This is a genomic window from Buchnera aphidicola (Anoecia oenotherae), assembly GCF_005080765.1.
GTDB lineage: Bacteria > Pseudomonadota > Gammaproteobacteria > Enterobacterales > Enterobacteriaceae > Buchnera_E > Buchnera_E aphidicola_AB.
On the sequence record NZ_CP033012.1, the window covers coordinates 86,473 to 110,175 of the forward strand.

Here is a 23,703-nt window from a genome sequence, read left to right on the forward strand (position 1 = left end):
ATCTATAAATTATTCACATATATATTATCATAAAAACATAAAGAGGATGATTTTCATATGAAAAGAGTAGTTATAACAGGCATAGGAATACTATCTAGTATCGGAAATAATGAAAAAAATATCATTAATTGCCTATATAATGGAATATCAGGAGTTACTTTTTCAAAAGAAATGAAAAAACATAAAATACGAAGTCATATCTGGGGAAATATTAAATTAAAAGATTATAACTTTATAGACAAAAAAAAATTAAAATTTATGAACATTGCCTCTATTTATAGTTATTTAGCTATAAAAAAAGCTATTTTAGATAGCTCCTTATCGAAAAAAATATATCAAAAAAATCCTGAAACAGGAATGATTATTGGATCTGGATTAGGATCTCCAACACATTTAAATACTATTTTTAATAAAAAAAAAACTTTTAATTGACCCTTATACTATCAGTAAAATACAATCATCTAGTTTATCTTCTTGTTTATCTACTTTTTTTAAAATCCAAGGAACAAGCTATTCTATTAGTTCTGCTTGTACTACTTCTGCTCATTGTATTGGTCATGCTTTTGAATTAATTCAATTAGGAAAACAAAAAATAATTTTTGCTGGTGGAGGAGAAGAAATAACATTAGAATCTTCATTATTATTCAATTCTTTGAGAATACTATCTACTAAATTTAATAATTTTCCAGAAAAAGCTTCTAGACCTTATGATGTAAATCGAGACGGATTTGTAATATCAGGAGGTTCTGGAATTATTATTCTAGAAGAATTAGAACATGCTATTAATAGAAAGGCTAAAATATACGCTGAAATTGTTGGATATGGAACAACAGCTGATGGATTTAATATGTTTCTTCCATCAGGAAAAGGTTCTATAAAATCTATGGCTTTAGCTATGAAAAATATCCAAAAATCAGACATTGATTATATAAATACACATGGAACTTCTACAAAATTAGGTGATCTAAAAGAACTAGAATCTATTCGTAAAATATTTAAAAATAAAAACCATTCTCCTTTTATTTCTTCTACGAAATCTATTACTGGTCATTCTCTAGGCGTTTCTGGAGTTCACGAAATAATATATAGTATATTAATGTTAAAATATAACTTTATCGCTCCTAGTATTAATATTGAAAATCTAGATCCTTTAGCTAAAAGCTTAAATATTACCAAAAAAACTATTGAAAAAAAAATGAATATGATAATGTCTAACACATTAGGATTTGGCGGTACTAACGTATCTTTGATTATTAAAAAATATAAATAAATTTGTGTACAATACCCGTTATACTTAAATAAGTATTTAATGAATAGTTAAATTTATTATTTTTATGCAAATACACCACAATATTATGATGAATTTTATACATTATTATTTAAACTGCAGAAACTATTTATACTTGATAAACATTTCATTTTTAAATTACTATTTGAATAAATAATTAAATTGTTCCTATTAACAATTAAAAAATAAAATTTACTAATTCATTTTTTTATTATTACTTATTTTATACATAAAATATTAACTTTACTAATACTAATAATATTTAATCAAAAATTTTACATCTAATTTAGATAGATCAAATATTTAATAAAAACAACTTTATTTATTCTTTTAAATTTATATACTATACAAATAAAATTTATAAAATTTATTTAATTTTACTTGAATTTATTTAATAAAAAAATTTTACGTAAATTCTAATTAAATTTAAATATAAAAACTTAATAAAAATTTTTCAAAGAGAAATACACAATGAATCAACTAAATTTATTAAAAAAAATGAGTACAATTGTTGCTGATACAAGTGATATAGAATCTATAAAAAAATATAAACCTCAAGATGCTACTACAAATCCATCTATTATACTTAAATCAGTCAATTCTAATAGTTATAACCATCTTATAGAAAAAGCTATAAAATATGCTAAAAAAAAGTCTACTATTAAACAAACTATCGCTCAATTAGCTAGTGATAAAGTAGCTATTAATTTTGGAAAAGAAATTTTAAAATATATACCAGGTCGTATTTCTACCGAAATAGATGCTCGATATTCATTTAACTATCATCTTTCAGTAAAAAAAGCAAAAGAAATAATAAACATGTATGAAGAAGAAGGTATTGAAAAATCAAAAATATTAATTAAATTAGCAGCAACATGGGAAGGTATAAAAGCAACAGAAATTCTAGAAAAACAAGGAATTAATTGTAATTTAACTCTAATTTTTTCACTATCACAGGCTAGAATAGCTGCTGATGTAGGAGCTTTTCTAATATCTCCTTTTGTAGGAAGAATTTATGATTGGTATATACAAAAAAATAATATTAATCTATATAATGTAGAAATAGATCCTGGAGTATTATCTGTTCGAAACATCTATCAATACTATAAAGAAAGATCTTACAAAACTATTATTATGGCTGCAAGTTTTCGAAAAATAGAACAAATACTAGCCTTATCTGGTTGCGATTATCTCACTATATCTCCAGATCTTTTAAAATTATTAAAAAACACTCAACAAAACACATTAGAACAAAGATTAAAACCTATTTTTAAGAAAAAATCTAAAAAATGCATATTATCTCACTCAGAATTTCTATTTAAACATAATGAAAACCCTATGGCTGTAGAAAAATTATCAGAAGGAATTAGATGTTTTTCAAATGACAGAATAGAATTAGAGAAAATTATTTATAAAAAATTAAAAAATTTATAAAAAACTACTTTTATAAAAAAAATATTAAACAGTTTGTAAATAACTTATATATTTATTACGGGTCAATTATGAAATTTAGAAAAGATTTAGCAAACGCAATTAGATTTTTAAGTATAGATGCTGTTGAAAAAGCAAAATCAGGTCACCCTGGAATGCCTATGGGTATGGCTGATATTGCTGAAGTATTATGGAGAAATTTTATAAAACATAATCCTGAAAATCCTCAATGGGATAATCGAGATCGATTTATTTTATCTAATGGACATGGATCTATGTTGTTATATAGTTTACTACATCTTTCTGGATACAAATTATCTATAAATGATTTAAAGAATTTTAGACAACTACATTCCAAAACTCCAGGACATCCTGAAATAGGATATACACCTGGAATAGATACTACTACTGGACCATTAGGACAAGGATTAGCCGCAGCTGTAGGTATGGCTATAGCAGAAAAAACTTTATCTGCTTCCTTTAATAAAATAAACTACGATATAGTAGACCATTATACTTGGGTTTTTGTAGGAGATGGTTGTTTAATGGAAGGAATTTCCCATGAATCTTGTTCATTAGCAGGAACTCTAAAACTAAATAAATTAATTGTATTTTATGACAATAATGGAATTTCTATTGATGGCAATGTAAAAAAATGGTTTTCCGATGATACAGAAAAACGTTTTGAATCTTATAATTGGAATGTTATTTCAGAAATAGATGGACACGATTCTAACCAAATATTCAACGCTATACAAAAAGCTAAAAATGAGAAAAATAAACCATCTTTAATTATCTGCAATACTATTATTGGTTATGGATCTCCAAATAAATCAGGAACAGCCGAAGTTCATGGATCCCCCTTAGGAACTGAAGAAATATTGTTAACTAGAAAACAATTAAAATGGAATCATCCTCCTTTCTATATTCCTAAAGATATATATTCTCAATGGAATTTTAAAGAAAAAGGACAACAGTTAGAGTCTAACTGGAATAAACTATTTCAAAAATATCAAAAAAACTATCCTAATCTAGCTCAAGAATACAAACGTAGAATAGATCAAACTTTACCTAATAATTGGAATAATGAAATGAACAAAACTATTCATTTTTTTAATTCTAATAAAAAAAACTTATCTACAAGACAATCTTCTCAAAATATTTTAGAAAAATGCGGAAAACTATTACCTGAGTTATTAGGAGGATCAGCTGATTTAGCTCCAAGTAATCTTACTAAATGGTCTAAATCTATATCTATAACAGATAAACCAAATGGAAATTATATACATTACGGAGTACGCGAATTTTCAATGACTGCTATATCCAATGGAATATCGCAACATAAAGGTTTTATACCTTATTCTGCAACCTTTTTAATATTTATGGAATATGCAAGAAATGCTGTTCGCATGGCTTCTTTAATGAATGTAAGACACATATTAGTATATACTCATGATTCAATTGGATTAGGAGAAGATGGGCCTACTCATCAACCAATAGAACAAATTTCTAACTTACGATCCATACCTAATATGCATGTATGGAGACCTAGCGATCAAGTAGAAACTGCTGTTGCTTGGAAATTAGCTATTGAAAGAAAAAATGGACCTTCAGCTTTAATACTATCTCGTCAAAATTTAATTCAATCTTCTCGTACAATAGAACAAATAGACAATATTTCACGAGGAGGATACATTATTTATGATTGTATTCAAACACCAGAAATTATACTAATTTCTACTGGATCTGAACTTAATATAACTTTACAGGCATCTAAAAAATTAACTAATCTAGGATATTTTGTTCGAGTAGTTTCTATGCCTTGCACTAATATTTTTGACAAACAAGATAAAAAATATAAAAATTATGTTTTTCCTAAACAAATAACTTCTAGAATAGCTATTGAAGCTGGGATTTCTGACTTTTGGTACAAATATGTCGGATTACAAGGATTTGTTATCGGAATGAATTCATTTGGAGAATCAGCACCATGCGAAAAATTGTTTCAATATTTTAATATTACCGTAGAACAAATAGTTAAAAAAGCTGAAGATTTATTATTAAAAATTAAAAAATCTATTTAATGATAACAATTAAGGGAGTAATAATTACTTGTACTCCCTATTTTAAATTTTATAACACTTTCAAACTTTTTATTTTCAATCAACATGTAATAAATTAAACATAAAAAAATGTTTTTTACACTATTAACTTTAATTATTTTTTATATAAAATAAAATAATAGTTCAAATTTTTAATAATTAAAAATTTATAAATAAATATCAAAAATATAAGTTTATATCTATTTGCTTTATTAATTATTAATTATTATTTATATACAAACTATATTCAAATGTTAAATTGAGAAAATTATATATGATATGTCCAATAGTAAAATTAGCAAGCAAACTCATCTCTATTCCTTCTATTAGTCCAAATGATAATGGATGTCAAAATATTCTTATACATAAATTAAAAAAAATTGGTTTTACCATAGAAAAAATAAATAAAAATACTACAAATAATTTCTGGGCTTACCGTGGAACAGGAAAAACCTTAACTTTTTTAGGTCATACTGATGTTGTTCCACCGGGAGAAATTCTCCAATGGAACACCGATCCTTTTAATCCTACAATAAAAAATAATAGACTGTATGGAAGAGGATCAGCAGATATGAAAGGATCTATAGCTGCTATGATAATAGCAGTTGAAAGATTTATTTCAAAAAATTCAAATTATAATGGTAGAATCTCTTTTATAATAACTTCTGATGAAGAATCTAAAGCAACCCATGGAACTATCAAAGTAGTAAAAAAACTTATTTTAAGAAATGAAAAAATAGACTATTGTATTATTGGAGAACCAACTAGTAATACTGTTTTAGGAGATACATTAAAAAATGGAAGAAGAGGATCTCTAACTGGTGAAATTAGAATATTCGGAAAGCAAGGACATGTTGCCTATCCTGATTTAGCTGAAAATCCTATTCATAAATCATTACTATTTTTGCATGAATTAACATGTATAAAATGGGATAATGGAAACCAATATTTTGATAAAACTAATTTAGAAATTGTAACTATTACATCCGGAAATAAAATTAACAATATGATTCCAGGAGAAATACTAATCATATGTAATATAAGGTTTAACACCGAAACAACAGTTAAATCAATAAAGTTAAAAATTTTAAATTTATTAAATAAATTTAATTTAAAAAACACTATTATATGGACTCTGTCAGGATTACCTTTTTTAACAAAAAATGGTATATTAATAAATATTGTTCGAAAATCTATTAAAAAATACTCTTGCAAAAATCCAAAAACATCTACTTCAGGAGGAACTTCAGATGGACGATTTATTGCATTAATGAAACCAGAAATAGTAGAACTTGGATTAATAAATAAAACTATTCATAAAATTAACGAATATACCGAAATATCAGACTTAAAATTACTTACTCTAATATATGAAAATATAATAGAACAAGTACTTTTATAAAGTAATACGTAACTGCATTTTTATAAAAAATTGTTATTAGAAAATAAAAAATGCAAAATTTAATTTTTAATCACTTTTTTTAAAAAATATTATTATTTATATATAGTTATACATCGTATTGATAATAGATTTACAATAAAAGTCAATTACTATATTTGTTAATGTTCTAGATAAGTTAGTTACCTTTATAATATAAGAAATTAACTTGTTAAAAGTTTTGTATATTTATTTTATGAAAACGTTGTATATATAAAATATAGTTATTTACTATAATCTATTAGTTTTTTAATAAATTAGCCTTTTTTATTGCTTTTTTTACTATAATCTTTGTTTTTGATTTAATCGAAGTCATAGGTAAACGTAACACACTCGTTTTTATGAGATTTAGTTGTTTAGCTGCCCATTTTATAGGTATAGGATTCGGCTCACAGAATAACGATTCGTGCAATAACATTAATTCATTATTAATTATTCTAGCTTCTATAAATTTTCCTGATAAAGCTAATCTGCACATTTCAGACATTTTTTTAGCAGCAATATTAGCAGTTACAGAAATTACTCCTTCTCCTCCTAATTGCATAAAATCTAATGCTGTAGAATCATCTCCACTAACTATAAAAAATTTATTATGTTCAGCTAATTTTTTTATTTTTTGTACTCTAGATAAATCTCCTGATGCTTCTTTTACTCCTATAATATTTTTGATTTTAGATAATTTTCCAATAGTATCAGGTAATAAATCACAACCTGTTCTTAATGGAACATTATAAAGAATTTGTAATAAATTAGTACTCTCAGAAATATTCTTAAAATGCTGATATAGTCCTTCTTGAGTTGGTCTATTATAATAAGGAGTTACTGTTAAACAAGCTGATACTCCTGAATTTTCAAACTTTTTTGTAAGAGAGATAGCTTCTGTAGTAGAATTAGATCCTGTCCCCGCAATTATCGGTATCTTTCCTTTAGATAACTCTAAAGTTAAAAAAATTAAACGTATATGTTCTTTTTGACTTAAAGTAGAAGATTCTCCTGTCGTTCCTACCGAAACTATAGCTGAAGTATTGTTGTAAATATGATAATTTACTAATTTTTTTAAACTATCACGACAAATAGATCCTTTGTCGTCCATAGGAGTAATTAAAGCTACCATACTTCCTTTGAACATAATATTAAACTCCTCTTAAATATATTTTAAATTAAAACATTAAGAATAACATTTAGTACTTTTTAAATTTATAATTCAAAAATATTTTTTAACTTTAAATATTGTTAGCTATATATAACATTTAACAATTTATCTTCATAGTTAATATTTTTTATTACACATAATTAATATTACTTAATTTTTTTAAATAAATCTTTATAATGATTTCATCTCCTTAAGAATCAGACTTATAAATTTAAGAATAGTAATAAAATTATTATAAATAATTATATTATTAATATAATATTTACACTCTACATCCTATAGATATATTTGTAAGATGCAAGTAAACATATAATGTAAATATGTAATATTAAAAACTAAATTAAATTACATTAACATATATTTATGTATATTATTTTTCTATATTTCGTGTTTAACTTAAATCTTTTATAAATTTATTTATATAAAAAAGTTGCTTAATAATACATATAAACATATATCAATTATTAATATTTATTTTTGTATCAGCTTTTTGAGCTTTATATCTCAAAATATGATCCATAATAACTATTGCTATCATCGATTCTACAATAGGAACTGCTCTAATACCAACGCAAGGATCATGTCTTCCTGATACACTAATACTTGTTTCTTCTTTTTTATAATTAATTGTTCTTCCTAATATTTTTATACTAGAAGTAGGTTTTATAGCAGCTGTTACTACAATATTCTCTCCATTGCTAATACCACCTAATATACCACCGCTTCTATTACTTAAAAAACCATCTCGTGACATTTCATCTCTATGTTCATTTCCTTTCTGTTTTACTACTTTAAATCCATCTCCTATTTCTACTCCTTTTACAGCATTTATTCCCATAACCGCATGAGATAAATCAGCATCTAGTTTATCAAAAACAGGTTCTCCTAACCCGATAGGAACATTTTTTACTATCACTCTTACTTTTGCACCAATTGAATTACCTTCTTTTTTTATACACCTTATAAAGCAATCAAGATTTTTTAAATCTTCTTCGTTTGGACAAAAAAAAGAATTTTTATCTACATAATCCCAAGAAACAAATTTACATTTAATTGGACCTAATTGACTTAAATAACCCTGTACAGTTATTCCATAATTTACAAAAAGATATTTTTTAGCAATAGCTCCAGCTGCAACTCGCATAACAGTTTCTCTTGCAGACGAACGACCTCCTCCTCTAAAATCTCTATTTCCATATTTCATAGAATATGTAAAATCTGCATGTCCAGGTCTATAAATATCTTGAAACTTAAAATAATCTTTAGAACGTTGATCAGTGTTTTTTACTATTAAACCTATACTAGTACCTGTAGTCATTCCATTAAATACCCCAGAAAGAATTTCTACTACATCCATTTCTCTACGCTGAGTAGTATATTTTGATTGACCAGGACGTCTTCTATCAAGCTCTTTTTGTAAATCTAAATTATTTAATTCTAATCCAGAAGGAACACCATCTACAATACAACCTAATGCTGTTCCATGAGATTCTCCAAATGTAGTTACACAAAAATTTTTTCCAATACTATTTCCAGACATAAAAATCCTTATTCTATATTTAATTATTATTAATATTATTAATTCATTATTATAATAATGATCTTTTTTATTTATATATATAAATATATATACATATATGAGATTTATATTAAAATTCTATAAATATTTTTATTTTCATGATAAAATTATGTTTTTAATTGTTTTAAAATATAAATATATAGATATCGCTCAACACTATGTACAATAACAAAAAAATTTTAAAAAAATATTTACATGGAACAAAAAAAATAGTTCAAGATACTGTTTTTAAACCTAAAAAAATTTTAAAAAAAAGAAATTTTTTCTTTAAAAAAAAACTTCAAGAAGAAGAAATACATAGTTATCTATTTTCTTATACTACTCCATTAAAACTATATAATGAAAATACAGTAAGTTATGTTCGAGATAAAAAAAACATAAAAAAACTAAAAAAATTAAGTCAAGGATACTATGTACCTGAAATTTTCATAGATGTACATGGATTAAATCAGTATCAAGCTAAAAAAGAACTAGGAAAATTGTTTTTTATATGCCATAAAGAAAATTTATCTTGTGCAGGAATAATTCATGGTCATGGAAAAAACATTTTAAAAAAACAAATTCCTTTATGGTTAGTTCAACACCCAGACACTATTGCTTTTCATAGAGCACCGTGTAAATTAAATAAAAACCAAACTACTCTTTTTCTTTTAATAGATATTTCTATTTAAAATTATTTAAAAATTAATCTTTACTAATCTTAAATAATTATCAAATATAAAAATTTACAACAATCAGTTAATAACGTTAACTATTATAGTTTATTATATAACAAAAAAATTTATCATTAAATATTATTTAATTTCTGTATTTAAAATACTGCCATACTAAAAAAGTAAAAATGTATCTACATTTATTTAAACATTCTTTTATTTCTTCTAACGTTAAGCATATAGATATAAAAATTTTTATTTTATTCAAATAAATTCTGTTATATATATATATTTTATATATATATATTTAACTAATTACAAAAACATTGACAATAACTATGTATAAATGTATGAAAAAACTTTTTTTCATACATGAATACTAAACTTAAAATATCAAAAAATTTAAAGTAATATTATTTATATATAAATAAATAACAATACTGTATTTATATATTTTTTTTTTTCTTAAAATATCATATATACTATTAGATTAAATAAAACATAAATTTATTTCTCTATATGTAATAGTAAAAATTTTATATATCATTCTTTATAAAGTTTATATTATTAATCACAATGCACGTATTTATTAATTTCTAAAATTAAAATTATTTGTTTTAATTATAAAATATTCTATATTTTTTTTTATGAGGAATAAATATGCTAGAAAAAAATAGACTACGTATTGCTTTGCAAAAATCAGGAAGATTAAGTAGCGAATCATATAATCTACTTATAAAATGTGGAATTAAAATTAATTTCCAACATAATCAATTAATTGCTTTTGCTGAAAATATGCCAATAGACATACTATGTGTTCGAGATGATGATATACCTGGGTTAATTGTTGATAAAGTAGTAGATTTAGGTATTGTTGGAGAAAACGTATTAGAAGAAAAACTATTTATAAAAGACAATGTAAAGAAAAAAAAATTCTATAATTTATTAATACGACTTGACTTTGGAATATGCAGATTATCATTAGCTATACCTAAAAATTCTGCTTACTACGGACTAGATAGTTTAAAAAATAAGAGAATAGCTTCTTCTTATCCTAACTTAGTTACACAATTCTTTTATAAAAAATCTATTCCATTTAAATTATGTATTTTAAATGGATCAGTAGAAGTAGCTCCTCGTGCTGGTTTAGCAGATGTCATTTGCGACCTCGTATCTACAGGAACTACTTTAGAAGCCAACGATTTGAAAGAAGTTCAAACTGTATTTAACTCTCAAGCTTGTGTTATTTGCAGATTAGGACATATCGAAAATAGTAAGCAAATTATTATTAATAAACTTATGAATAGAATAAATGGCGTTATAAAAGCTAGAGAATCTAAATATATTATGTTGCACGCGCCTATTTCAAAATTAAACGAAATTATTTCACTATTACACGGTGCCGAAAATCCTACTATTTTAAAATTAGCTGGAGAAAAAAACCGAGTAGCAATGCATATGGTTAGTAGTGAAACAGTATTTTGGGAAACAATGGAAAAATTAAAATCATTAGGAGCTAGCTCTATTTTAGTTTTACCTATAGAAAAAATGCTGGAGTAAAATGCTATGCAATTACTAAACAATATTTATATATGGAATACTATCGATAATAAAAAAAAACAATTATTATTACTTAGACCAATATTACGTACAAAAAAAGAAATCCAAAAAACAGTTAAAACTATATTAAATGATATTAAATATTTTGGTGATACCTCTCTATATAAATATACATTTCTACTAGATAAACAAAAAATAAAAAAAGTACAAATAGACAAAAGAAAACTTCATACGTCAATAATAGATATAGAAGAAGATTTAAAAAAATCTATTTTATTAGCTAAATCTAATATAGAAAAATTTCATATTGAGCAAAAAAATAAAGATATAGACATTGAAACTAAAAAAGGAATACGATGCCAAAAAATTACAACTCCAATAAACTCTATTGGTTTATACATTCCGGGAGGGAATACTCCGTTAATTTCTACTGTACTCATGTTATCAATTCCTGCTTATATAGCAAAATGCAAAAACGTTTACCTATGTTCTCCACCTCCTATTTCTAAAGAAATACTTTATTCTGCTCAAATATGCGGAATAAAAAATATATTTCAAATGGGTGGAGCTCAAGCCATTGCTGCTTTTGCATTCGGAACTAATCAAGTTCCTAAAGTTAATAAAATATTCGGACCTGGTAACTCATACGTCACAGAAGCTAAACGTCAGGTTAAAAACTTAATTCCGAATCTTGAAATTGACATGCTAGCTGGACCATCTGAATTAATGATTATTGCCGATGAATTTGCAAATTCAGATTTTGTTGCTTGGGATCTTTTATCTCAAGCTGAACATGGACCCGATTCACAAGTCATTTTACTATCATATAGTCTCGTACTTATTAAAAACGTTATTAACAAAATAAACGAAGAAATAAAAAAATCTTTTAGAAAAAAAATATTAACTTGTTCTATAAAAAATAGTAGATTTATCGTTGTAAACAATATAGACGAAGCTATAAAAATTTCTAATCTTTATGCTCCGGAACATTTAATACTCAATATTCTCAATCCTAGATCATTTTTAGCAAAAATAAAAAATGCAGGATCAGTATTTCTAGGACCATGGTCCCCTGAATCAGTTGGAGATTACTCTTCTGGTACTAATCATGTTTTACCTACATACGGATCAGCAATAGTTAATTCTGGACTAGGATTATCTGATTTTCAAAAATACATTACTATTCAAGAATTAACCCCATCAGGATTTTTAAAAATATATAATAGTGTCACTGTATTATCTTCATACGAAAAACTAGAAGCTCATAAAAATGCTATGAAATGCAGATTTAAATATTTAATGAAAGGAAAAAATAATGTCTAATATTTATAACATAATTCCAAAATATATTAAAAACTTAACAGGATATCAATCAGCAAGAAAGATTGGAGGAAATGGGAAAATATGGTTAAACGCAAATGAATCACCTTATTTAAGTAAACTATCTATATCATTCAAAAAACTAAATCGATATCCTCATTTTCAACCGGAAAAATTACTCTTAGCATATTCTCTTTACTCTAAAATACCAAAAAAAAACATATTAATTACTCGAGGTGCAGATGAAGGAATTGATTTATTAATTCGAGTATTTTGTGAAAGAAACAAAGATTCAATAATAACTATCCCTCCTACATATGGTATGTATGATATTATTGCAAAAATTGCGGGAATACAAAATAAAAAAATATTTATGTTATGGGAGAAAAACATTTCTATTAATAGAATTATTTCTAACATAAAAAATGTAAAAATTATATTTATATGTAGACCAAATAATCCTACTGGACATCTAATAAACAAAAAAACAATCTATTCTATATTAAAACTGTCTAAAAACAAATTTTTTATTGTCATTGACGAAGCATATATTGATTTTTGTATAACAGATAATCTTTCTGGATGGATAAAAGAATTTAAAAATTTAATCATATTAAGAACTTTATCTAAAGCATTTGGATTAGCCGGTATTCGATGCGGGTTTATATTAGCTTCTTCTAAAATTATAAATATAATTTCGAAAATCATAGCTCCATATCCAATACCATATCCAACATACAAAATAGCTTATTCTTTTTTTTCTCCTAAAAATATAAATTTGCTTAAAAAGCATATTATTACTATTAATTTCAACCGTTTTTGGTTATTTCATAAATTAAAAAAAATAAAACTAATTCAAGAAGTATTTACTAGTTACGCCAACTTTATTTTAATAAAAACACTTTACGTGAAAAAAATTTTTTTTGTTTTACAAAGAAATGGTATTATTGTCCGTGATCAACATAATGTACCTATGCTAAGAGGATGTTTAAGAATATCTATAGGAACACACTCGGAATGTAAAAAAATAATTGAAACTCTAAAAAATTTAAATTCTTAAACCCTATTTAAGAGAAAAAAAATGCTTAAAAAAGTTCTATTTATAGATAGAGACGGAACATTAATATCTGAACCAAAAATGGATTTTCAAGTAGATTCTATTCAAAAATTAGAATTTGAACCATATGTAATTTCTTCTTTACTTGAACTAAAACAGCATAATTACATTTTTATAATTGTTACTAACCAAGATGGTTTAGGAAGTCTTAACTTTCCATTATCTAATTTTTATATGCCTCATAATTTTATGATTAATATTTTTAAATCTCAAGGAATAATTTTTGATCAAGTTTTAATCTGTCCTCATACATTACAAAAAAACTGTTCTTGTCGAAAACCAAAATTAAAATTGATTGAACCTTGGTTAAAAAAAAATACAATAGATAAAAAAAATAGCTATGTTATCGGAGATAGAAATACAGACATAGAATTTGCTAAAAATATAGGAATACCCGGATTTTTGTATAATAGAGAAAAAAATGGATGGAGTTCTATAAAGAAAAAAATTATTTATAACAGATTTGCTAAAATTATTAGAAATACTAAAGAAACACATATTTCAATAACAATAAAACTCAATTCAAATAAAAACAGTACTATTAATACTGGAATAAAATTTTTTGACCATATGCTAGAACAGATTTCTATACATGGTAATCTATACTTCAATGTTCAATGTACACAAAAAATAGATCCAGATGACCATCATTTAATAGAAGATACTGGAATTGTTATTGGACAAACGTTACGTAAAATATTAAAAAACAAAATTGGTTTGGAAAGATATGGATTTACTCTTCCTATGGATGAATGCATTGCAAAATGTATTATGGATATATCAGGAAGACCTTTTTTAAAATTCAATGCTATTTTTAAATATCAAAAAATAGGTGATTTAAGTACAGAAATGATAGAACATTTTTTTTATTCCTTATCATACTCTATGAAGATTACTCTTCATATAAAGGCTAAAGGAAAAAATGACCATCATATTGCAGAAAGCCTATTTAAAGTTTTTGGAAAAACATTATATCAAGCTACAAAAATAAATAAAAAAATATTAACACCTAGTTCTAAAGGAATACTATAATGAAAATAGTAATTTTGGATACAAAATGTTCTAATACATTTTCATTAATATGTTCTATAAAAAGATTAGGTTTTTTTTCTACTGTTAGTTCAAATAAAAATACAATAAAAAATGCAGATAAATTATTTATACCTGGAGTCGGAACCGCTTTAACAGCTATGGAATCTATATATAATAATGACTTATATAACGTATTACGTGAATATAAAAAACCTGTATTAGGAATTTGCTTAGGAATGCAACTGTTATGTAAAATCAGTGATGAAAATAATGGAACTAATATGTTAAACGTATTAGATATGCATGTCCAAAAATTGTTAAGTAATAACACATTACCAATACCTCATATTGGATGGAATAACGTATATTACAACAGTGATGAAAATATATTTCAAGGAATAAAAAATGGATCACATTTTTACTTTATCCATACTTATCAAGTACCGATATGTTCCTATACCACTTCTAAAGCATACTATGGAAACCTATTTAGTGCATCTATACAAAAAAAAAACTTTTATGGTGTTCAATTTCATCCAGAAAAATCTGGAAAATATGGTCAACAACTAATAAAAAACTTTTTGGAAATTTAAAAAAATGATTATTCCTGCTATAGATTTAATAAATAATAAAGTGGTAAGACTATTCCAAGGAAATTATAAAAAAAAAAAAATATATGATTTATCTGCACAAGATCTAATCCGTTTATATGATACAAAAAATGTATCTATTATACATATTGTTGATTTAGATGCTGCTAGCAATCCTAATAAGAGACAAACAAAAAAAATAAAAACTTTATTAAAAAATCTTAATACTCCTGTACAAATAGGAGGAGGAATAAGAAGTAAAAAAAATATTGAAGAATTATTATCTATTGGAGCAAAAAGAATTGTTATAGGATCTTCCGCAATAACACATCCTGAAAAGTTTACAAATTGGATAAAAGAATATGGATCTGAAACCATTGTACTAGCATTAGATATAATTATTAATGATGAAAGAAAAAAATTTATAAAAATTAATGGTTGGAAAAAAAAAACTAATTTAGTTTTAGAAGAAGTAATTCAACAATTTATAAAAATTGGATTAAAACATGTTTTATGTACTGACATATCAAAAGACGGCACTTTAAACGGACCTAATTTTACATTATATAAAGAAATAACAAAAAAGTTTAAAACTATTCATTTTCAATCTTCTGGTGGAATTAGTAAAATATCAGATATTATTACGTTAAAAAAAACTAATGTAAAAGGAATCATTATTGGTCGTTCGCTATTAGAAAAAAATTTTACTTTATCAGAGGCAATAACGTGCTAGCAAAAAGAATTATTCCATGTTTAGATGTCAAAAATGGAAAAGTAGTTAAAGGAGTAAAATTTCGTAATCATAAAATTATAGGAGAAATACTACCTCTTATTTTAAGATATCTTAAAGAAGATGCTGATGAAATAGTTTTTTATGACATTACAGCTTCCTCAAAAAAATATCTAGTAAATCAACGTTGGATAAAAAACATTGCCGAAATTATAACTATTCCTTTTTGTGTTGCAGGAGGAATTAATTCTGTAGATGATGCAAGAAAAATATTGTCTTTAGGCGCTGATAAAATATCAATTAATTCTCCTGCTATTTCTAACCCTAATCTAATAAATAAAATATCCAATACATTTGGTGTTCAATGTGTAGTTATTGGAATAGATTCTTGGTTTAATAATGAAACAAAATGCTATGAAGTATACCAATATACTGGAAGTAATAAAACGATCATAAAAACAAAATTAACAACAGAATCTTGGGTTAAAGAAGTTCAAGATAGAGGTGCTGGAGAAATCGTAATAAATACTATGAACCAAGATGGAGTAAACAACGGATACGATGTTGAACAACTTAAAAAAATTCGAAATTTATGCAAAATACCCCTTATAGCATCCGGTGGAGCTGGAACAAAAAATCATTTTTATGATCTATTCAAAAAAACTAATGTAGATGGAGCATTAGCTGCTTCAGTATTTCATAAAAAAATTATTAATATACAAAATTTAAAAAAATTTTTAAATAAAAAGGGTATAGAAATTCGATTATGACATTAAAAATAAATATAGAAAATTTAAATTGGGAAAAAACAAAAGGATATATACCTGGAATCATTCAGCATTATGTATCTGGAGAAATACTAATGCATGGATATCTAAATAGAGAATCTTTAAAAAAAACAATAAAAGAAAAAAAAGTTACTTTTTATTCAAGAACTAAAAATAGATTATGGACTAAAGGAGAAAACTCTAAAAATTACTTAATAGTAAAAAATATATCATCTGATTGTGATCAGGACACTATACTAATAGTAGTAAAACCCTATGGAAATACATGCCATTTAAATAAACCCAGCTGTTTTTCAAAAAAAATAGAAAATTTTTCATTTTTATTTTATTTAGAAAAAATAATAAATAAAAAAAAAACCAATCAAAAAAAATCATATACATCTAAACTATTAAAATTAGGCATTCAAAAGATAGCACAAAAAGTAGGAGAAGAAGCAGTAGAAACTATATTGTCTTCTATGACTAAAGAAAAAAATGATTTGATAAACGAAACATCAGATTTAATTTATCATTTATTAGTCTTGTTAAACTTTAAAAAAATACAATTTAAAGAAATAATTCATAATTTACAAACACGAAATGCTAAAAAAAATTAAAAAGCTATATTATTATATAATAATAATTTTTAATTGATTCATCTTGAAGTTAATTCAAAAAAAAAATAAATTTATCAAATTTTAATAAACAACTATATAATATTAAAAATAATTATAAAAAATAATAACTAAATTAATCTAAGCTAGTATTTCTTTATAAAAATATTAATACACTCAGGATTACATATGATAAATAAAACAATTGGAGTGATCGGATTAGGAGTAATGGGAAGTAATCTAGTATTAAATATAGAAAGAAATGGTTATACAGTGTCTATATTTAATAGAACTAGCAGCAAAACAAAGTGCTTTTTTAAAAAAAATTCTGAAAAAAAAATAATTCCTTTTTTTACTATAAAAGATTTTATCTCATCTTTAAAAAAACCTAGATGCATTATATTAATGGTTCAATCTGGAATTGCTACTGATAATACTATTAATAACATACTTCCTTATCTTAATAAACAAGATATTATAATTGATGGCGGTAATTCTTTTTATAAGGATTCTATTGTTAGAAATAAAAATTTAGAAAAAAAAGGATTCTATTTTTTTGGAACAGGTATTTCTGGAGGGTCAGAAGGTGCACTATTAGGACCAGCTATCATGCCTGGAGGAAACAAAGAACAATATAAAGTAATAGAATCTTTATTCAAAAAAATAGCAGCTAAATACCAAGGAGAACCATGCGTATCTTATATAGGTCCAGACGGATCAGGTCATTATGTAAAAATGATACACAATGGAATTGAATATAGTGATATGCAACTTATTTCAGAAGTATATGCTTTATTAAAAATAGGTTTACATCTAAATAATAAAGATATATCTAACATATTTTCTGATTGGAATAAAGGAGAATTAAATAGTTATCTTATAAATATAACAAAAAATATTTTTTTAAAAAAAGACCTACAAACCAATAAAGATTTAATTGATTTAATATCCGATAAAGCAGGAAATAAAGGCACTGGAACTTGGACAGTACAAAACGCTTTAGAATTAGGTCAACCTCTATCTTTAATTAGTGAATCTGTTTTTTTTAGATATTTATCATCTCTAACGTCAGAAAGAAATATTGCATCAAAATATATAAATGTTAAATCATCTAATACAACAATAATTAAAAATAAACCAGTCTTTATTGAAAAAATACGAAAATCTTTATATCTAGGTAAAATACTTGCTTATTCGCAAGGTTTTTCTTTATTAAAAAGTGCTTGTAAACACTATAATTGGAATCTAAACCTAAGTAAAATTTCTAAAATTTTTCGATCTGGATGTATAATTCAAGCTAGTTTTTTAAATAAAATTAGTCAAGAATTTTCTAATAATAAAGATGTAAAAAATCTTTTACTAACTTCTTTTTTTTCTTCTATTGCAAAAGAATATCAAGAATCTTTACGTTCAATAGTAGCATACGCAATAAAAACAAAAATTCCAGTACCTGTGCTATCTGCTTCTATAGCTTATTATGATGGATACCACTCTTCTTTTTTGTCAACAAATTTAATTCAAGCTCAAAGAGATTATTTTGGATCTCATACTTATAATAGAACCGACAAAGACGGTTCATTCACGAGTAACTGGATATAAATTTTATATAAAATACACTTATTAAAAAAAGATATAAATATTTACTTAATATATATTTTAACAGTTATTAACTGTACTATTGTATTACGATTAATTCTATTAAAAGTTTTTATTTTTTTTTATTGTACAAAATTTAATTTTATGTCTATAAAACTATAAATTTACACTATAACTATTTTTTTGATTGTGCTATATCTTTAAAAAAACTGAAAATTCTGTATTTATATTTAATAATAAAAATATATGTATTATTTACACAAAAATAGGATGAATATGAGATTATCCGACGAAGATGTTAAATTATGGTTAAATAAAAAAAAACTAGTTATTACTCCGCGTCCAAAAGATAATTGCATTCACGGAATCACTGTTGATCTTACCTTAAGTAATAGATTTAGAACTCTAAAAAATCGTTCCATTGCATTCATAAATTTAAACGCATCTAAAAAAAATATTAATAAAACACTCAGTAAAATAATGAGTAATGAAATCATTTTAAAAAAGCAACAACCATTTTTTTTACAACCAGGTGCGTTTGCGTTAGCTATGACTCAGGAAGAATTAACATTACCAAACAACTTAGTTGGTTGGCTAGATGGAAAATCTTCATTAGCAAGATTAGGATTAATGATTCATGCTACTTCTCATAGAATAGATCCTGGATGGAAAGGAAATATAGTATTAGAATTTTTTAATTCAGGTAATATAGTGCTAGCTGTATATCCAGGAATGTTTATTGCCGCTATAAGTTTTGAAAAATTATCTAAACCAGTAAAAACTCCTTATAACAGTCGTATCAATGCTAAATATTTTGGACAAAGAAACATTATAAGTAGTCGAATAAACCAAGATTAAATATCTTTAACTTACTTTTATATTAATAAATACGCTAATATAATTTTATACCATATATTATTTAAATAATTATCTGTTATTCATAATAGTGTTTAATATTATATATATATAATATACACACATTTCAATCTATCATCGCTATATATATATATTTTTTACATACATATAAATATATATATATACATATCTACGTATTAGTTTACTATGAAAAAAACAAAAAAAAAAATTTTAGTTACCTGCGCTTTTCCTTATGCTAATGGATCTATACACCTAGGTCATCTTTTAGAACATATTCAAGCTGATATTTGGGTTAAATATTTAAGAATGACAGGACATAAAGTATGGTTTATTTGTGCCGATGATGCTCACGGAACTCCTATATTATTAAAATCAAAAGAATTAGGTATCACTCCCAATAACCTAATTAAAAAAAACTACATTGAACACAAACTTGATTTTTCTAAATTTAATATTAAATATAATTTATATAGTTCTACACATAGTTCAGAAAATTTAAAAACAGTTAATACCATTTTTAATATTTTAGAAAAAAAAAATTTAATTATTAAAAAAAATATATCTCAATTATACGATGTACAAAACAACATGTTTTTACCTGATAGATTAGTTCAAGGAGATTGTCCTAGTTGTTATAAAAAAAATCAACTTGGAGATAACTGTGAATCTTGTGGAGCTACTTATGATGCTATTAATCTGAAAAATCCAATTTCTCTACTATCAGATAAAAAGCCTATCTTAAAATCATCAAATCACTTATTTTTTAATATAAAAAAATATGAAAAAAAAATAAAAAAATGGATTTGTTCTACAAAACTTCAAAAATCTGTATTGAATAAAACTGAAGAATGGTTTAAAACTGGATTAAAAAATTGGAATATATCAAGAGATGCTCCTTATTTTGGGTTTTTAATTCCAAATTACATAAACAAATATTTTTATGTATGGTTAGATGCACCAATTGGATATATCAGTACATTTAAAAAACTATGTAAAAAAGAAAAAAAAATCCAATTCAACGAATTCTGGAAAAAAAATACATCTACTGAACTCTATCATTTTATAGGAAAAGACATTATTTATTTTCATACACTATTTTGGCCTGCTATACTAACATCTATTTCTTATAGAAAACCAACAAATATATTTGTACATGGTTATGTAACTTTAAATGGGAAAAAACTTTCTAAATCTAAAGGATCAGCAATATTAGCTAAAAATTGGATTAAAACATTTAACTCAGATAGTTTGCGATATTATTATGCTAGTAAATCATCTTCAACAATACAAGATATTGAAATAAATTTAGAAGATTTTTATAAAAAAATAAACACTGACATTGTAAATAAAATAGTTAATCTAGCATCTCGAAGTTCTAGTTTTATTCATAAATATTTTCAAAATACTCTATCTAGAAATTTATCAGATATACATACTTATAAAAAAATATTACAGTACTCTCAATTAATAGAAAATTTATATCAGAAAAGAGAGTTTGGAGCTGTTACTCGAAAAATTATAAAATGTGCAGATATTGCTAACACATATTTTAGCGAAAAAAAACCGTGGACTTTACTAAACAATAAAAACCAACTAAAAACGTTACATGAAATATGTTCTATGAGTTTAAACTTATTTCGTATTATTGCTACTTGGATTACACCAATTACGCCTGATCTATCTAAAAAAATTGAAAAATTTCTACTTATTAAATTAAATTGGAAAAATATAAAAAGACCATTATTAAATCATAAGATTTCTTCATTTTCTACTTTATATAATAGAATTCATAAAAAAGATGTTGTTAATTTTATTAAAAATAATAAATATTCTTAATTAATATAAAAACATTAAAATTAATAATACAATACATACACTATATATATATATATATATAATGTTATGTATTATTTAGTAACATACTGTTCCAAGAAATAAAACATGATTTTTTATTTCTTTTAGTTGCAATACAATCTACTAAAAAAATACCAGGTGCAGCTATAAAATCACTGTTATAAAATATCAAAGGAATTCTATTTCTATACCAAGGAGGAATATTAAATTCTTGAAATATTTTTTTTACTTGTCTACTGCCGTTTCTTCCAAAGATAGATATTCGACCAGACACTATGAATCTAATATTAACAATATCATTTTTTTTAGGACTTGGAATTTTCATCCCATAACTATTGTTTTCTAAAAACCCAAAACGGTAAGGTAACTGTAAAGGACAATTTATATTATGCCATATTAATATTAAAGAATTTACTGAAGGTAATACAGGAAAAATATATATGTATTTTTTATATCTTCTTATTTCGAATTGATTAATAATTATTTTAGGATTTGCATCTTTTTTACTATTTATCACTTCTTTTAAAATTTTTTCAATTACAGAATAAGAAGGCATTTTTAATTTATTTTTTAAAAACCAATTTCGTAATATTACTTTCCTTATACTAACATCTAAAAACAACATATTAAAAAAATTTAATGATGAATCTAGTAACATATTTTTTTGTAAAAAATTATTTGCAAGATTATTAGCAATGTTTACATAATCTGAACAAATCGTCGAAGATCTAAAACAAGTCTTTAGAAAAAAAGGCCATCTTTTTTCTAAAATAGGAATAATTTCTTTTCGTAAAAAATTTCTATCATAGTAAATATTATTATTACTATGATCTGTAATCCAAATTAACTTTTTTTTATTTGCAAAATGCTCTATTTGCTTTTTAGATATATCAAGAAATGGTCTAATTAATAATTTATCTTTATCTAAAAAAGTATTTAATTTCATTCCTGATAATCCGGTGGGACCACTTCCTCTTTTTAGAGATAAAAAAAAAGTTTCGCACTGATCATTTAAATGATGTGCTGTAATTACCACTTCTTTAGGAATTAATACTTTTTTTATTATATTATAACGAATAACTCTAGCTACTTCTTCAAAATTTTTTTTTACAGGTATTTTTTTTATATTTTTAATAATTAATTCTAAATTATTTTTTTTACATAATTGAATACAATGTTTAACTGTATCTGATGAATGTTTAAAACTATTATAATTAATATGAAGCACTCTAATCTTAATAAAAGAATAATGTTTTTTTAATTCCATTAACTTATATAATAAAACAGTAGAATCTATACCACCACTATATGCTATTAAAACTAAATTGTTTTTATAAATATTAATTTTTTTTTTAAATTTTTCATGTAGTAAATATATATAAAGTATAAAATTATATATGTTTTTTTTAAATATTAAAACAATCCTATAATTGTAAAATTCTGAAAAATAAACTATATAATTTTTATGAAAAAAACATTTTACCTATAATTTTTTTTATAAATATGTAAAATTTATTTTTTACTGTACTTAAAAACTAACTAAATATAATAGGTTAATAGTTGTTTCTATACGTCCGAGTGGACTTGAACCACTGACTTTCACTATGTCATAGTGATGCTCTACCAACTGAACTACGGACGCAATAATATTACACTAAAATAAATAGAAATATATTACTTATAATAAGATAAATAAATTTATTATTCAGTAAAAAATAATGTCAAAAATTTCCAATAAATATTATATACTATATATATATATATTAATGTAAAATACTATTTTATTTTTAATTATTGACATATAGCTAAACCATAATAAAAAGTAATTTATACGTCTAAAATGTTGTTAGGAATAACAAATATATTTATAATAATAGTTCAATAATATTCTATTTAGAACAATTAAAACAATTAATATCATTTTTACGATATACATATATCTATATATCTATATATTTATATATCTATATATCAAATTTATTAATATTAAATAATGAATATAT

The 23,703-nt window shown here is 24.0% G+C and carries 18 protein-coding genes, 1 tRNA gene and 1 pseudogene; 16 read left to right on the forward strand and 4 right to left on the reverse strand.

Annotation, left to right across the window (positions count from 1 at the left end; genetic code table 11):
- The first annotated feature begins 57 nt into the window (after positions 1-57).
- The 4 genes and pseudogenes from D9V65_RS00380 to dapE all read left to right on the forward strand — a co-directional run bounded on the left by D9V65_RS00380 (position 58) and on the right by dapE (position 6,223).
- Positions 58-1,270: pseudogene (locus D9V65_RS00380) on the forward strand (beta-ketoacyl synthase N-terminal-like domain-containing protein).
- A gap of 489 nt (positions 1,271-1,759) precedes the next feature.
- The gene (tal, locus tag D9V65_RS00385; protein ID WP_158341619.1) at positions 1,760-2,722 is read left to right on the forward strand and encodes a transaldolase; all 963 of its coding nucleotides are present in this window, start codon (positions 1,760-1,762) and stop codon (positions 2,720-2,722) included.
- A gap of 68 nt (positions 2,723-2,790) precedes the next feature.
- Positions 2,791-4,803 (forward strand): transketolase, encoded by a 2,013-nt coding sequence (gene tkt / locus D9V65_RS00390; RefSeq protein ID WP_158341620.1) that lies wholly within the window; start codon positions 2,791-2,793, stop codon positions 4,801-4,803.
- 292 nt (positions 4,804-5,095) lie between these two features.
- On the forward strand, positions 5,096-6,223 hold the full coding sequence (gene dapE, locus D9V65_RS00395) for a succinyl-diaminopimelate desuccinylase (protein ID WP_158341621.1): 1,128 nt from the start codon (positions 5,096-5,098) through the stop codon (positions 6,221-6,223).
- Positions 6,224-6,500: 277 nt separating this feature from the next.
- Here dapE and dapA read toward each other — a convergent pair whose 3' ends face one another.
- Positions 6,501-7,388, reverse strand: a complete 888-nt coding sequence (gene dapA, locus D9V65_RS00400) for a 4-hydroxy-tetrahydrodipicolinate synthase (RefSeq protein ID WP_158341622.1) — start codon at positions 7,386-7,388, stop codon at positions 6,501-6,503.
- 481 nt (positions 7,389-7,869) lie between these two features.
- Entirely contained in the window at positions 7,870-8,952 is a 1,083-nt protein-coding gene (gene aroC / locus D9V65_RS00405) for a chorismate synthase (protein WP_158341623.1), read from the reverse strand.
- A gap of 197 nt (positions 8,953-9,149) precedes the next feature.
- Here aroC and smrB point away from each other — a divergent pair, with 197 nt between their 5' ends.
- The 12 genes from smrB (at position 9,150) to metG (ending at position 21,682) form a co-directional block, all read left to right on the forward strand.
- A complete protein-coding gene (gene smrB / locus D9V65_RS00410) occupies positions 9,150-9,662 on the forward strand; it encodes an endonuclease SmrB (protein ID WP_158341624.1) in 513 nt (170 codons plus the stop codon).
- A 642-nt stretch (positions 9,663-10,304) separates the two neighbouring features.
- Positions 10,305-11,204: an ATP phosphoribosyltransferase gene (gene hisG, locus D9V65_RS00415; protein ID WP_158341625.1), complete on the forward strand. Its 900-nt coding sequence runs from the start codon at positions 10,305-10,307 to the stop codon at positions 11,202-11,204.
- A 6-nt stretch (positions 11,205-11,210) separates the two neighbouring features.
- Entirely contained in the window at positions 11,211-12,527 is a 1,317-nt protein-coding gene (gene hisD / locus D9V65_RS00420) for a histidinol dehydrogenase (protein ID WP_158341626.1), read from the forward strand.
- Positions 12,520-13,584 (forward strand): histidinol-phosphate transaminase, encoded by a 1,065-nt coding sequence (gene hisC / locus D9V65_RS00425; protein ID WP_261978539.1) that lies wholly within the window; start codon positions 12,520-12,522, stop codon positions 13,582-13,584. The genes hisD and hisC overlap by 8 nt, the downstream gene beginning before the upstream one ends.
- Positions 13,585-13,605: 21 nt before the next feature.
- Entirely contained in the window at positions 13,606-14,673 is a 1,068-nt protein-coding gene (hisB, locus tag D9V65_RS00430; protein WP_158341627.1) for a bifunctional histidinol-phosphatase/imidazoleglycerol-phosphate dehydratase HisB, read from the forward strand.
- Positions 14,673-15,266: an imidazole glycerol phosphate synthase subunit HisH gene (gene hisH, locus D9V65_RS00435; RefSeq protein WP_158341628.1), complete on the forward strand. Its 594-nt coding sequence runs from the start codon at positions 14,673-14,675 to the stop codon at positions 15,264-15,266. Before hisB ends, hisH begins: the two co-directional genes overlap by 1 nt.
- Positions 15,267-15,270: 4 nt before the next feature.
- Positions 15,271-15,996, forward strand: a complete 726-nt coding sequence (gene hisA / locus D9V65_RS00440; protein WP_158341629.1) for a 1-(5-phosphoribosyl)-5-[(5-phosphoribosylamino)methylideneamino]imidazole-4-carboxamide isomerase — start codon at positions 15,271-15,273, stop codon at positions 15,994-15,996.
- The gene (gene hisF / locus D9V65_RS00445) at positions 15,990-16,763 is read left to right on the forward strand and encodes an imidazole glycerol phosphate synthase subunit HisF (protein ID WP_158341630.1); all 774 of its coding nucleotides are present in this window, start codon (positions 15,990-15,992) and stop codon (positions 16,761-16,763) included. Before hisA ends, hisF begins: the two co-directional genes overlap by 7 nt.
- Positions 16,760-17,377, forward strand: coding sequence for a bifunctional phosphoribosyl-AMP cyclohydrolase/phosphoribosyl-ATP diphosphatase HisIE (gene hisIE / locus D9V65_RS00450; protein ID WP_158341631.1), 618 nt, complete (start codon positions 16,760-16,762; stop codon positions 17,375-17,377). The genes hisF and hisIE overlap by 4 nt, the downstream gene beginning before the upstream one ends.
- Before the next feature lie 186 nt (positions 17,378-17,563).
- Positions 17,564-18,973, forward strand: coding sequence for an NADP-dependent phosphogluconate dehydrogenase (gndA, locus tag D9V65_RS00455; protein WP_158341632.1), 1,410 nt, complete (start codon positions 17,564-17,566; stop codon positions 18,971-18,973).
- Between the two features lie 273 nt (positions 18,974-19,246).
- Positions 19,247-19,828: a dCTP deaminase gene (gene dcd / locus D9V65_RS00460; RefSeq protein ID WP_158341633.1), complete on the forward strand. Its 582-nt coding sequence runs from the start codon at positions 19,247-19,249 to the stop codon at positions 19,826-19,828.
- A gap of 204 nt (positions 19,829-20,032) precedes the next feature.
- Positions 20,033-21,682, forward strand: a complete 1,650-nt coding sequence (metG, locus tag D9V65_RS00465; protein WP_158341634.1) for a methionine--tRNA ligase — start codon at positions 20,033-20,035, stop codon at positions 21,680-21,682.
- Positions 21,683-21,746: 64 nt separating this feature from the next.
- Here metG and tilS read toward each other — a convergent pair whose 3' ends face one another.
- Together tilS and D9V65_RS00475 are read right to left on the reverse strand one after the other, a co-directional pair.
- Positions 21,747-23,156 (reverse strand): tRNA lysidine(34) synthetase TilS, encoded by a 1,410-nt coding sequence (gene tilS / locus D9V65_RS00470; protein WP_315984278.1) that lies wholly within the window; start codon positions 23,154-23,156, stop codon positions 21,747-21,749.
- 113 nt (positions 23,157-23,269) lie between these two features.
- Positions 23,270-23,342 (reverse strand) — tRNA-Val (locus D9V65_RS00475).
- Positions 23,343-23,703: the final 361 nt, after the last annotated feature.

Bases quoted from the DNA above. Each gene is read 5' to 3' on its own strand.
- dapA (WP_158341622.1), bottom strand. From the start codon at position 7,388: ATGTTCAAAGGAAGTATGGTAGCTTTAATTACTCCTATGGACGACAAA.
- hisH (WP_158341628.1), top strand. From the start codon at position 14,673: ATGAAAATAGTAATTTTGGATACAAAATGTTCTAATACATTTTCATTA.
- hisB (WP_158341627.1), top strand. From the start codon at position 13,606: ATGCTTAAAAAAGTTCTATTTATAGATAGAGACGGAACATTAATATCT.
- smrB (WP_158341624.1), top strand. From the start codon at position 9,150: ATGTACAATAACAAAAAAATTTTAAAAAAATATTTACATGGAACAAAA.
- gndA (WP_158341632.1), top strand. From the start codon at position 17,564: ATGATAAATAAAACAATTGGAGTGATCGGATTAGGAGTAATGGGAAGT.
- dcd (WP_158341633.1), top strand. From the start codon at position 19,247: ATGAGATTATCCGACGAAGATGTTAAATTATGGTTAAATAAAAAAAAA.
- tal (WP_158341619.1), top strand. From the start codon at position 1,760: ATGAATCAACTAAATTTATTAAAAAAAATGAGTACAATTGTTGCTGAT.
- tkt (WP_158341620.1), top strand. From the start codon at position 2,791: ATGAAATTTAGAAAAGATTTAGCAAACGCAATTAGATTTTTAAGTATA.
- hisA (WP_158341629.1), top strand. From the start codon at position 15,271: ATGATTATTCCTGCTATAGATTTAATAAATAATAAAGTGGTAAGACTA.
- hisD (WP_158341626.1), top strand. From the start codon at position 11,211: ATGCAATTACTAAACAATATTTATATATGGAATACTATCGATAATAAA.
- aroC (WP_158341623.1), bottom strand. From the start codon at position 8,952: ATGTCTGGAAATAGTATTGGAAAAAATTTTTGTGTAACTACATTTGGA.
- hisIE (WP_158341631.1), top strand. From the start codon at position 16,760: ATGACATTAAAAATAAATATAGAAAATTTAAATTGGGAAAAAACAAAA.
- hisG (WP_158341625.1), top strand. From the start codon at position 10,305: ATGCTAGAAAAAAATAGACTACGTATTGCTTTGCAAAAATCAGGAAGA.
- hisC (WP_261978539.1), top strand. From the start codon at position 12,520: ATGTCTAATATTTATAACATAATTCCAAAATATATTAAAAACTTAACA.
- dapE (WP_158341621.1), top strand. From the start codon at position 5,096: ATGATATGTCCAATAGTAAAATTAGCAAGCAAACTCATCTCTATTCCT.
- metG (WP_158341634.1), top strand. From the start codon at position 20,033: ATGAAAAAAACAAAAAAAAAAATTTTAGTTACCTGCGCTTTTCCTTAT.